This window comes from Actinomadura miaoliensis (assembly GCF_039536785.1).
GTDB classification, from domain to species: domain Bacteria; phylum Actinomycetota; class Actinomycetes; order Streptosporangiales; family Streptosporangiaceae; genus Spirillospora; species Spirillospora miaoliensis.
In genome coordinates, this window is sequence record NZ_BAAAZG010000026.1 from 24,315 (window position 1) to 36,409 (window position 12,095).

The 12,095-nt window shown below is 73.1% G+C and carries 9 protein-coding genes; 4 read left to right on the plus strand and 5 right to left on the minus strand.

Annotated features, from left to right (window positions below; all coding sequences use genetic code 11):
* Positions 1-36: 36 nt before the first annotated feature.
* Genes ABD811_RS20560 through ABD811_RS20570 form a run of 3 tightly spaced genes read left to right on the plus strand, consistent with a single transcriptional unit; the run spans position 37 to position 4,654 of the window.
* Entirely contained in the window at positions 37-933 is an 897-nt protein-coding gene (locus tag ABD811_RS20560; RefSeq protein WP_344950167.1) for an ABC transporter permease, read from the plus strand.
* Positions 930-2,939: a dipeptide ABC transporter ATP-binding protein gene (locus tag ABD811_RS20565; protein ID WP_344949944.1), complete on the plus strand. Its 2,010-nt coding sequence runs from the start codon at positions 930-932 to the stop codon at positions 2,937-2,939. Before ABD811_RS20560 ends, ABD811_RS20565 begins: the two co-directional genes overlap by 4 nt.
* Entirely contained in the window at positions 2,936-4,654 is a 1,719-nt protein-coding gene (locus ABD811_RS20570) for an ABC transporter family substrate-binding protein (RefSeq protein ID WP_344949947.1), read from the plus strand. Before ABD811_RS20565 ends, ABD811_RS20570 begins: the two co-directional genes overlap by 4 nt.
* A gap of 53 nt (positions 4,655-4,707) precedes the next feature.
* On the opposite strand, the gene ABD811_RS20575 is transcribed toward ABD811_RS20570, so the two are convergent.
* From ABD811_RS20575 to ABD811_RS20590, 4 genes are all read right to left on the minus strand, one after another.
* Positions 4,708-5,397, minus strand: coding sequence for a hypothetical protein (locus tag ABD811_RS20575; protein WP_344949950.1), 690 nt, complete (start codon positions 5,395-5,397; stop codon positions 4,708-4,710).
* Between the two features lie 128 nt (positions 5,398-5,525).
* Positions 5,526-6,902: a glycolate oxidase subunit GlcF gene (glcF, locus tag ABD811_RS20580; RefSeq protein WP_344949953.1), complete on the minus strand. Its 1,377-nt coding sequence runs from the start codon at positions 6,900-6,902 to the stop codon at positions 5,526-5,528.
* A complete protein-coding gene (locus ABD811_RS20585; protein ID WP_344949956.1) occupies positions 6,902-8,110 on the minus strand; it encodes an FAD-binding oxidoreductase in 1,209 nt (402 codons plus the stop codon). The genes glcF and ABD811_RS20585 overlap by 1 nt, the downstream gene beginning before the upstream one ends.
* Positions 8,110-9,564: an FAD-linked oxidase C-terminal domain-containing protein gene (locus tag ABD811_RS20590; protein ID WP_344949959.1), complete on the minus strand. Its 1,455-nt coding sequence runs from the start codon at positions 9,562-9,564 to the stop codon at positions 8,110-8,112. Before ABD811_RS20590 ends, ABD811_RS20585 begins: the two co-directional genes overlap by 1 nt.
* 98 nt (positions 9,565-9,662) lie before the next feature.
* On the opposite strand from ABD811_RS20590, the gene ABD811_RS20595 reads away from it, so the two are divergent.
* On the plus strand, positions 9,663-10,367 hold the full coding sequence (locus tag ABD811_RS20595) for a hypothetical protein (RefSeq protein ID WP_344949962.1): 705 nt from the start codon (positions 9,663-9,665) through the stop codon (positions 10,365-10,367).
* A gap of 63 nt (positions 10,368-10,430) precedes the next feature.
* Here the strand turns inward: ABD811_RS20595 and aceB are convergent, their stop codons facing one another.
* The gene (aceB, locus tag ABD811_RS20600) at positions 10,431-12,047 is read right to left on the minus strand and encodes a malate synthase A (RefSeq protein ID WP_344949965.1); all 1,617 of its coding nucleotides are present in this window, start codon (positions 12,045-12,047) and stop codon (positions 10,431-10,433) included.
* Positions 12,048-12,095: the final 48 nt, after the last annotated feature.

A 12,095-nucleotide genomic window follows, 5' to 3' on the forward strand; every position in this document is an offset into this window, starting at 1 on the left:
AGCGGCGACGGGGTGAGCGCCGCGGGCCCGCTCGACCTGCCCTCGCCGCGCGCGCTCGCGGTACGGCGCATGCTGGGCAACGGGCGGGCCGTGACGGGGCTCGTGCTGTTGGGCCTGCTGTTCCTGCTCGCGTTCGCCGGGCCGCTGGTGTCCCCATGGGGCTACGACGAGATCGACTTCACCGCGTTCCGCCGGCCCCCTTCGCCAGAGCACTGGTTCGGCACCACCGGAAGCGGACGGGACGTGTTCGCGCTGACCGTGCGCGGCATGCAGAAGTCCCTTCTCATCGGGCTGTGCGTGGCCGTGCTGTCGACGGGCCTGGCCGCGGTGGTGGGCGCCGTGGCCGGATACCTGGGCGGCTGGGTCGACAGGGTCCTGATGTGGGGCGTGGACCTGTTGCTGGTCCTGCCGTGGTTCCTGGTCGTCGCCGTGCTGTCCCCGGCGCTGGGGGGACGCTGGCCCCTGCTCATTCCGCTGCTGGCCGCGTTCATGTGGATGGTGACGGCCCGCATGGTGCGCGGCATGACGCTGTCGCTCCGCCACCGCGAATACGTCCTGGCGGCCCGTTTCCTGGGGGTGGGCACCCCCCGCATCATCGCCCGCCACATCCTGCCCAACCTGGCCTCGCTGCTGATCGTGGACGCGAGCCTGGGCGTCAGCGTGGCCATCATCGCCGAGAGCGCCCTGTCGTACTTCGGCTACGGTGTGCGGCCCCCCGACACCTCGCTCGGCACCCTCATCGCCGACGGCAGCGGCACCGCGCTCGCCTACCCGTGGCTGTTCGGGTTCGCCGGGGGGCTGCTGGTCCTCATCGTCGTCGCGGTCAACCTCACCGGGGACGGGTTGCGCGACGTCCTCGACCCGGCGGCCCCCCAGCATCCCCGGCCTCGCCTCAGACTGCGCGTTCCGCGGCGGTACGGGGGGCGCGCATGAGCGTTCTGACGGTACGGGACCTCCACGTCACCTACCCGCCGGGCGTGCGAGCCGTCCGCGGCATCAGCCTGGAGGTGGGGGCCGGTGAGGTTCTCGGCGTCGTCGGCGAGTCCGGCTCGGGCAAGACCGCCCTCGCCCTGGCCGTGCTCGGCCTGCCCCCGTCCGGCGCACACGTGCGCGGTTCGGTACGGCTGCGCGGACGCGAACTGCTGGGCCGCTCCGACGCGGAGATGTCGCGCCTGCGCGGACGCGACATCGCCATGGTGTTCCAGGACCCGCTCTCCGCGCTGACTCCCGTCCATACCGTGGGCGACCAGATCGCCGAGACGATCCGGGTGCACGCGGGCGCCACCCGCCGCGCCGCCCAGACGCGCGCCGTCGAACTGCTGGACCTGGTGGGCATCCCGGACGCGCCCCGGCGCGCCCGGGCCTACCCGCACGAGTTCTCCGGCGGCATGCGGCGCCGCGTCATGATCGCCATGGCGATCGCCAACGATCCGGTGGCGCTGGTCGCCGACGAGCCCACCGGCGGCCTGGACGTCACCGTCCAGGCGCAGATCCTCGACGTGCTGCGGGTCGCCCGGGAGGCCACCGGTGCGGCCGTCCTGCTGATCACCCATGACCTGGGCGTGGTCGCCGGTGCCGCCGATCGCGTCATGGTGATGTACGCGGGCCGCGCCGTGGAGACCGCGCCGGTCGACCAGCTCTACCACCGGCCGCGCATGCCGTACACCATCGGGCTGCTCAAGTCGCTGCCGCGCGCCGACGGGGCCGTCCGCCCCGTGCCGATCGACGGCGCGCCCCCGTCGGCGTCCGCGCCGCCCCCGGGATGCCCGTTCACGCCGCGCTGCCCCGTGGCGCTCGCGCGGTGCGGCGAGGCCGTGCCCGAACCGGCGCCGGTCGGGCCGGGCGGCCACCGCGCCGCGTGCGTCAACATCGAGGCGACCGCGGACCTGGACGCGGTGTTCCCCCATCGGACGGCGGTGCGCGTTCCCGAGGCCTCTGCGCGTCACCAACGGCCAGTCGTGCTGAAGGTGGAGGATCTGGTCCGGCACTACCGCCAGCGGCGCGACGGGCCGGTTCACGCCGTGGACGGGGTGACGTTCGACGTGCGCGCGGGGGAGACCCTGGGGCTGGCCGGGGAGTCGGGCTGCGGCAAGACCACCGTGCTGATGGAGATCCTCCGGCTCGCCCGGCCCCAGCGCGGCCGCATCACCGTCTTCGGCGAGGACACCGCCGCGCTCACCGCCGCCGACCGCAAACGGCTGCGCCGCGACCTGCAGGTGGTCTTCCAGGACCCGTTCTCGTCCCTGGACCCGCGCATGCGCGTCGCCGACATCCTCGCCGAGCCCCTGACCGCGCACGGCACGCCCGGCCCGAAGATCCCGCTGCGGGTGCAGGAACTGCTGGGCGTGGTCGGCCTGGAGAAGGAGCACGCCTCCCGCTACCCGCGCGGCCTGTCCGGCGGGCAGGCCCAGCGCGTCGGCATCGCCCGGGCCCTGGCCCTGGAGCCCCGCCTGCTGCTGCTGGACGAACCCGTCGCCGCCCTGGACGTGTCCGTGCAGGCCGGCGTCCTGGAGCTGCTGGACGAGCTGCGCGCCCGTCTCGACCTGTCGTACCTGTTCGTCGCCCACGACCTGGCGGTGCTGCGCCATGTCGCCGACCGCGTCGCCATCATGTACCACGGCCGGCTGATGGAGATCGGCGCCGCGTCGGTGGTGTACCAGAGGCCCGCTCACCCCTATACGCGCGCGCTGCTGGACGCCGTCCCGCTGCCCGACCCCCTGCGTGAACGGCAGCGTCGCCGTATCCCGCTCCAGGGCGACCCGCCCGATCCCTCCGCGCCGCCCGCGGGGTGCCGTTTCCGCCCGCGCTGCCCCAGATACGCCGCCCTCCGCAACGACGCCCTGCGTCGCAGGTGCGAAACCAGCGATCCGGCCCTTCGCGTCCTCGATCCGTCCGTGGACCGCCAGGCCGCCTGCCACCACGCGGAAGTGGCCAAGTGAGCCTTCGCGCCTTCGCCGCCAAGCCGCTGCCGCGCGCCGTGTGCGGGGCCGGCCTGGTCGTGGCGTTGCTCGCCGGGGCGGCCGGGTGTCGCGGTACTGACGACAGGCCCCGGGTGGACGCGCGCAAGCTGCCCGCCTCCGACGTCAACTGGACGCCGCGTGAGCAGGTCCGGGACGGGGGCACGTTGCGGTGGCCGCTGCCCGAGTTCCCCACGCAATGGAACTTCCACCACGTCAACGGCACCAAGAGCGTGGTCACCAACGTCCTGCACGGGCTGCTGCCCCACGTGATGCGCGTCGACGCCAAGGCGGTGCCGCGTCCGGTCCCCGAGTACGTGGAGTCGGCCCAGGTGACGCGGGAACGTCCTGAACAGGTCGTCACCTACCGGCTCAACCCCCGGGCGAGGTGGTCGGACGGCAAGCCGATCACCTACCGCGACTTCGCGGCGCAGGCGCAGGCCCTGTCCGGGCACGACCCCCGGTACCAGGTGGCCATCAGCACCGGGTACCGGCACATCCGCCGTGTCGAGCGGGGGGCCGACGACCGCGAGGTGGTGGTGAGGTTCGCCCGGCCCTACACGGACTGGAAGGCGTTGTTCAGCCCCCTGTATCCGGCGTCCACCACGTCGGATCCCGTGAGGTTCAACACCGGATGGCAGGGGCGGATGGGGCCCACCGCCGGGCCGTTCCGGCTGCAGAAGATCGACCGTACGGCCAAGACCGTCACCATTGTGCGCGACCCCCTGTGGTGGGGGCGCGCACCCAAGCTCGACCGCATCGTCTACAGGGCGATGGACGTGGCGGCGATGCCGGCGGCCTTCGCCAACGGCGAGATAGACCTGATGGACGTCAACGTGGACGCGGGCGCGCTGCGCCGGGCCGCCGGCGTCCGTAACGCCGACATCCGCCGGGCGGGAGGCCCCGACTGGCGGCAGTTCACGCTCAACGCCGCGTCCCCGCTGCTGGCGGACGTGCGCGTACGGCGCGCGGTCATCCTGGGCATCGACCGCGACGCCCTCGCCCGGGCCGCGCTGGGGGACCTGGGCTGGCCCGCCCAGACCCTCGGCAACCACTTCTTCATGAACACCCAGGAGGGCTACCAGGACAACTCCGGCGATCTCGGCCGCTACGACCCGGCGGCGGCGGAGCGGCTCCTGGACGAGGCGGGCTGGGCGCGACGGGGGAAGTACCGCGTCAAGGACGGCCGGACGCTCGCGCTGCGTTTCGTCGTGCCCTCGGGGATGCCCGGCAGCAGGCAGGAGGGGGACCTCACACGCGCCATGCTGGCCCGGATAGGGATTCGCGTGGACGTGCGGCCGGTGCCGGTGGACGACCTGTTCGACCAGTACGTCACGCCCGGGAGCTTCGACATCGTGCCGTTCTCCTGGCTCGGCACCGCGTTCCCCATGTCGGCGCTGCGTTCGGTGTTCTCCCGGCCGAGCGGCGACCGCATCCAGCAGAACTATGCCCGGGTGGGCACACCCGCCATCGACGCCCTGCTGGAGAAGGCCGTCCACGAGGTCGACCCGGAGAAGGCGCGCCGCCTGATCAACGAGGCCGACCGGCTCATCTGGCAGCTGGCCATCGTGCTGCCCGTCTACCAGCGGCCGCAGATCGTCGCCGCCCGCGGCGACCTGGCCAACCTCGGCGCGGTCGGCTTCTTCGAACCCCCGTACGAGGACATCGGCTTCACCGGCGCCACGACCGGCCCCTGAGGCACCGTGACCGGCTCCTAAGGCACCACGACCGGCTCCTGGCCCGCTCGCGGTCAGGGGAAGGCGAGTTCGACGCCCTTGCGGTCACTGGTGTAGCGGGCGTTCCACACGTACAGCTTCAGGTCGGACGGATCGATGTCGTCCTTGACCGGCAGGTCGGACGCGACGCGCACCACGTAGGACGCGCCCGCCGGAATGAGCGTGTCGGCGCCGTCCCTGACCGGCGGCTTGGAGCCGTCCAGCCGGGCCGTGACCTGGCTGCTGTTCGGCAGCGTGCACATGGAGTCGGGGATGCCGGGCTGGGGCATGCACCGGTCGCGTGCGGACGCGGGCACACCGGAACGCGGCATGAACAGGTCGGCGGGGTAGTCCAGGAGCACCGGGCGCCGGCCGGTGTTGGTGATGACGTAGTCGGCGTAGGCGTAGGTGGACCCGGAGGGCGGGGACTCGCCGTCCCCGAAGGGGCGTGGATCGAGCCCCGTCCTGACGGCCGCCAGCCTGTATCCGTACCCCTCCGGTGTGGTGAACGTCAGCGAGCGCCCGGTTCGGGGGGACGGCGTGGAGGCGGGCCCGCCCTCGCTGGTGAGCGAAGTGGAGCCGCCGCCGTTCCCGTCGGGCTGCAGGACAGCGATGCCGACGGCCACGACCGCGATGCCGGCCGCGCCCGTGAGCGCCCCGGCCAGGCCCAGCCAGCCCGCGCTCCTCTTCTTGCGGTGGCTGCGTGGACGGTGGTTGTTGGCCATGGTCGTTCCCCGGGTCGACTCCGCCTCTGGCGTCTCTGCGGTCACAGCAGTACGCGCCGGTCTCAGGCCGACGCACTATACCGGACATTTCGCTCGGTAAGACGTACGTGACAAATGGTGGAAACGGCTCAGGTCAGACGGCCGAGCAGGGCGGAACGGTCCAGCCCGCGCAGCGACGCGTCCAGGATTTCGGCCGTGTGCGCGACGGAGATCCGGTCACCCCGCCGGGCGAGCGCGTCGGAGATCTGCATCGCGCACCCGGGGTTGGCGGCGACGAGCAGCTCGGCCCCGGTGGCGCGCACGTCGGCCGCCTTGCGGTCGCCGAGCTCCGCGGCGGCCTCGGGCTGGAACAGGTTGTAGGTGCCCGCCGAGCCGCAGCAGACGTCCGGGTCGGCGATCTCCCGGACGGTCAGCCCGGGGATGCCTGCCAGCAGCGCGCGCGGCTGGGAGCGCACCCCCTGCGCGTGCGCCAGGTGGCACGCGTCGTGGTAGGCGACCGTGACGGGCAGCGGGTGCCGCTGCGCGCGCGGCCCAAGCTCCACCAGGTACTCGGCCAGGTCGCGCGTCTTGGCCGACAGGGCCTTGGCGCGTTCGGCCCACGCCGGGTCGTCGGAGAGCAGGTGGACGTACTCCTTCATGGCCGACCCGCAGCCCGCCGCGTTGACGACGATGACGTCCACGTCCTCGAACGTCTCGATGGTGCGGCGGGCGAACGCGCGCGCCTCCTCCTGCCTGCCCGCGTGCAATGACAACGCGCCGCAGCAGCCCTGCCCCTTGGGGATGACCACGTCGCAGCCCTCCAGCGCCAGCACGCGCGCCGTGGCCGCGTTGACGTCCGGGAAGAACTCGCGTTGCACGCACCCGGTGAGCATGCCGACCGTCGCCCTGCGCTCCCCGCGCGCGGCGACGCGTTCGGGGAGCCTGGGTTGGGCCTTGCCGAGAGGCGGGGCGAGGCGTTCCATGGCCGCGAGCGAGGGCGAGACCCGCTCCAGCAGCCCGAGAAGTCCGCTGCGCTGGACCAGGCGGCGCAACCCCGTGCGCTGGTAGGCGCGCAACGGACCGCGGAGCGCGTGCAGACGACGCGGGTACGGGAACAGCCGGAACACCGCCTCACGGGTCAGCCGTTCGGCGACGGGGCGCGGGTGCTCCTGCTCCACCTCCGCCCGGGTCATCTCTATGAGCCGGTCGTACTGCACCCCCGACGGGCAGGCCGTCACGCACGCCATGCACCCCAGGCAACGGTCGAAGTGCTCGACCATGGGCGCCGACAGCGGCGCCCCCTCCACGTGCTGCTGCATGAGGTGGATGCGGCCGCGCGGGGAGTCCATCTCCTCGCCCCACAGTACGTAGGTGGGGCAGGTGGGCAGGCAGAACCCGCAGTGCACGCAGTCGCTGAGGAGCTGTGGCAGTTCCCGGTCCTGCGGGGCGGCCACGTCCTTGTCGGTACCCGGGTCTGCGCCGGCGCCCGCGTCGTTCGCGGCCGCGGGGTCGTTCGGGGCGGTCATCAGATGCCTCCAGCGAAACGGCCGGGGGAGAGGCGATGGTCGGGGTCGAACTGGTCCTTGACGCGCCGCATCAGCGACAGGGCGGGGACGGGGCCCCACAGGTCGATCGCTTCCCGTACCCCCTCGGGGGCGTAGCACACGACCGCGCCGCCGTGGTGGGGGGCGAGCGCGCCCCGGAGCTTCTCAAGCGCGCGCGCAACGTCCCCGGCGCTCATCTGCGCCGGCAGGCCGACGTGTCCGTGCCCTGCGGCCGACCACACCGCCGTCGCCTCCGGCGGCAGGGCGCCCAGCAGGTCCGTCAGCGACGCCGGGGGTGCGCTCACCTCGATGAGGGTCGTGCCGTCGGGGTAGGCGCCCCAGCCCTCGGGAGCCTGCTCCTTGATGCTCGCCCGCGAGCCCAGCAGATCGGCGACACGGGCGGCACGGGCGGCCACGCCGTCCGGTACGCCCTCGAGCAGCACGCCCAGCGCGAGGCTCTGCCCGGAGGAGGTCCAGCACTGCAGGGCGCTGGGAACCACAGGAGAATGCAGGATCGCCTGGACTGCCTCGCAGGCGGCCCCCGCGTCCGCCACAGGAGACGTCACGTAGGCGCACGCGGACGGCAGCGGGTGCAGCCGGAACGTGGCCTCCACGATCAGCCCCAGCGTGCCGTACGAACCGCACAGCAGCCGTCCCAGGTCGTACCCGGCCACGTTCTTGACGACCTTGCCGCCCGACCGCGCCGTCCGCCCGTCGGCCCGCACGATCGTGATCCCGATGACCAGGTCGCGCGGCGCCCCGTACAGCAGCCGCAGCGGCCCGGCCGCCCCGGTCGCGATCGTCCCGCCGACCGTCGACCCCGGCAGCGGCACGTCCAGCGACAGCCGCTGTCCCCGTTCGGCGACCGTCTCGGCCAGCCGCCGCATCGGCAGCCCCGCCTGCGCGGTGACCACCAGGTCGCCCGCCGCGTGCTCCACCACCCGGTCCAGCCGCCGGGTGTCGACCAGCAGGTCGCAGCGCCGCGGCGGCAGCCCCCAGTCCAGCCGCGTCTCGCCGCCGCGCGGCACCACGGCCAGCCCGTGCTCGGCCGCCACGCGCATCACCTCGGCCGCCTCGGAGGCGTCCGCCGGCGCGGCCACCCAGCGCGGCGCGACGCCCAGCACGCCCTCCTCCGGCTCGCCGGGGCGCACGTCCGCGCAGACCTTCGCCAGGGCGTCCACCGCCTGCATCAGAACTGCTCCGCCTTTCCCTGCGCGACGAGCGGATGCACGCCCTTGCGGACGCCCGGGACCTCCCCGCACAGCCGCGGCGTGGGGAACACCTTGCCCGGGTTGCACAGGCCCGCCGGGTCGAAACCGCACCGCACCATCTGCATCGTGTCCAGGTCGGTCTCGCTGAACATCCGGGGCATGTACCGCGACTTGTCCACGCCCACCCCGTGCTCGCCGGTGATCGACCCGCCGTGCTCGATGCACAGGTCGAGGATCGCCCCCGACACCTCCTCGGCGCGCTCGGCCGCCCCCGGCACGGCGTCGTCGAAAAGCACCAGCGGGTGCAGGTTGCCGTCCCCGGCGTGGAACACGTTGGCGACCCGCACGCCCGACTCGGCCGACAGCTCGTCGATGCGCGCCAGCACCTCGGGCAGCGCGGTGCGCGGGATCACGCCGTCCTGCACGATGTAGGCGGGGCTGATCCGGCCGACCGCCGCGAACGCCGACTTGCGGCCCTTCCAGATCAGCGCCCGCTCGGCGTCGCCCGCGGCGACGCGGACCTCGAACGCCCCCGCCTCCCGGCACAGCCGCTCAACCTCGGCGAACTGGTGCTCCACCTCGGCCGCCGGGCCGTCCAGCTCGACGATCAGCACCGCCCCCGCGCCCGGCGGGTACCCGCAGCTCACCGCCGCCTCGGCCGCCTCGATCGACAGCGCGTCCATCATCTCGATCGCGGCCGGCACCATCCCCGCCGCGATGATCGCCGACACCGCCGCGCCGCCCGCCTCGATCGAGGCGAACGCCGCCAGCAGCGTCCGCACCGTCTCCGGCAGCCGGGTCAGCCGCACCGTGATCTTGGTGGTGATGCCCAGCGTGCCCTCGGCGCCGACGAACGCGCCCAGCAGGTCGTAGCCGGGATCGCCGGCCCGCAGCGTGACGATCTCGCCGTCCGGGGTGACGATCTCGCAGGCCAGCACGTGGTGCGCGGTGAAGCCGTACTTCAGGCAGTGCGCGCCGCCGGAGTTCTCCGCCACGTTGCCGCCGACCGAGCAGATCTGCTGGCTGGACGGGTCGGGCGCGAAGTAGTAGCCGTACGGGCGCACCGCCCTGGTCACGTCCAGGTTGATCACTCCGGGCTCCACCACGGCCCGCTGGTTCGGGATGTCGATCTCCAGGACGCGGCGCATCCGGGCCGTCACGATCAGCACCCCGTCCGTGCGCGGCAGCGCCCCGCCCGACAGGCCCGTGCCCGACCCGCGCGCCACGTACGGCACGCCCGCCGCCACGCACGCCCGGACGATCTCGGCGATCTGCTCGGCGGAGCCGGGCAGCACGACCAGCCCGGGCACGGCGCGGTGCGCGGTCAGCCCGTCGCACTCGTACGTGCGCAGCCGCACCGGGTCGGTGATGACGGCGTCCGCGCCGAGCAGTCCGGTGAACCGCTCCGCCAGCGCCCGAAGTGTCTGCTCCATCCTTTTCACCTTCCCTCCGGTGCCGCGTTCACCGCAAGATCGCCCGAGGTCGGCGTTCCGCGGACATACCCGGGCAGGGTCGGGTAGTTTCCCGGGCCATGCTCCCCGAGTTCCTGACCGCCGATCTCACCTTCCCCGAGGGCACCGTCCGCGAGCAGCTGGCCATCGCGGGGACATTGGTGCCGGGGACGCTGCTGGCCGCCAGCGGGCTGGCCGACGAGCTGCGGGAGTGCGCCGAGGAGGGGCTGTACCACTTCTGGATGAACACCCTCCAGGACATCGGCGTCTGGGCCGAGGAGAACGGCCGCGACGCCGAACTCCCGCCGGGGTTCTGGGTCCGCGTCGCGCAGGCCGCGCACGGCATGGAGTTCCCCGAGTTCGTGCCGTACTGCCTGGGCAAGGCGCAGGGCTGGCCGCGCCGGGACCCCGCCGACGTCATGGCCGCGTTCGCGACGCTGCCGGAGGTGGACGGCATGACCAGCGAGCTGCGCGCCGCGAGCGACCGGGTGGCCGGGCTGCTGGCCGACGACGACCCGGCGGTGGAGCCGCTGCTCGCCGCCGGCGATCTGGAGGGGTTGGCGGATCATCTGCGGTCCGGCGCCTACGACCGGCTCGGCGAGGAGCTGAGCGAGGTGTTCTCCGCCGCGTTCGACGAGGTGTTCGCGCTGGTCACGAGCAAGGGCTTCCCCTTCGAGCACCGCGCCCACGCGTGGGCGATCATCGGGGCGAATCCTTTCCGGGTGGTCCTGGACGAGGGGCTGGTGTCGCTGACCCACGCCGAGGTGTGGTGGCGTGCGGGCTGACGGGCGCGGCGCGCCGGACCCGAAGCCGAAGCCGGGCCGGGTCCGGCGCGCCGCGCCGCCCGGTCACGGGAAGCGGGCGTACGCCGGGGTGGTCAGGAACTCGGCGTACTCGTCGGCCAGGGTGACCTGCTTGAACAGCGCCACCGCCTGGTCGTAGCGCGGCTCGTCGTACGCCCCGCCCAGCTCCTTGCGGATCTTGGCGAGCTCCTCGTCCATGATCCGCTCCACCAGCTCGCGGGTGACCTTCTGCCCGTCGGCCAGCTCGACGCCGTTGCGCATCCACTGCCACACCTGCGACCGGGAGATCTCCGCGGTCGCCGCGTCCTCCATCAGGTTGTGGATCGCCACCGCGCCCGAACCGGCCAGCCAGGTCGCCAGGTAGCGCAGCGCCACGTCGATGTTGTTGCGCAGCCCCGCCTCGGTGATCTCGCCGGGCGTGGCGCTGAAGTTCAGCAGGTCGGCGGCCGACACGCGGACGTCCTCGCGCAGCCGGTCCAGCTGGTTGGGCCGGTCGCCGAGCACGCCGTCGAACACCTCGCGGCAGACCGGCACCAGGTCCGGGTGCGCCACCCAGGACCCGTCGAAACCGTCGCCGGACTCGCGCGTCTTGTCGGCCCGCACCTTCTCCAGCGCGACCTTGTTGACCTCGGGGTCCCGGCGGGACGGGATGAACGCCGCCATGCCGCCGATGGCGTGCGCGCCGCGCTTGTGGCACGTGCGCACCAGCAGCTCGGTGTAGGCGCGCATGAACGGCGCGGTCATGGTGATCGCGTTGCGCTCGGGCAGGACGAACTCGGCGCCCCGGTCCCGGAACTTCTTGATGATCGAGAACAGGTAGTCCCAGCGGCCCGCGTTCAGCCCGGCCGAGTGGTCGCGCAGCTCGTAGAGGATCTCCTCCATCTCGAACGCCGCCGGGATCGTCTCGATCAGCACGGTGGCGCGGATGGTGCCGCGCGGGATCTCCAGGATGTCCTGGGCCAGGTTGAAGGCGTCGTTCCAGAGCCGCGCCTCCAGGTGGCTCTCCATCTTCGGCAGGTAGAAGTACGGGCCCCTGCCCTTGTCGAGCTGGCGCCGTCCGCAGTGGAACAGGTACAGCCCGAAGTCGAACAGCGAGCCCGACATCGGCGCGCCGTCCACCAGGACGTGCTTCTCCTCCATGTGCCAGCCGCGCGGGCGGACCACGATCGTGGCCAGCTCCTCGTCGGCCTTGAGCGCGTAGCTCTTGCCGCTGGACGGGTCGGTGAAGTCGATCGTGCGGTCGAGGGCGTCGCGCAGGTTGAGCTGACCCTCGATCATGTTCGTCCACAGCGGGGTGTTGGCGTCCTCGAAGTCGGCCAGCCACACCTTGGCGCCGGAGTTCAGCGCGTTGATCGTCATCTTCCGGTCGGTGGGCCCGGTGATCTCGACCCGGCGGTCCTCCAGGCCGGGCGCGGGCGCGGCGACCCGCCACGTCTCGTCCGCCCGCACCGCCGCCGTCTCGGGCAGGAAGTCCAGCGTCCCGCCCGCCGACAGCCGCTCCTGCCGTTCGGCGCGCGCCCGCAGCAGCTCCTCGCGCCGGGGCCCGAACTCGCGCTGCAGCGCGGCCAGCAGGCTCAGCGCCCCGGGCGTGAGGATCTCGTCGTAACGGTCGTGCAGAGGGCCGGTGACCTCGATGCCCTCCGGGCCGTCGGGTGCAGCCATCGTCCCGCCCTTCTTTCGTATCGTGAAAACTCACTTCTGTTACGTGGA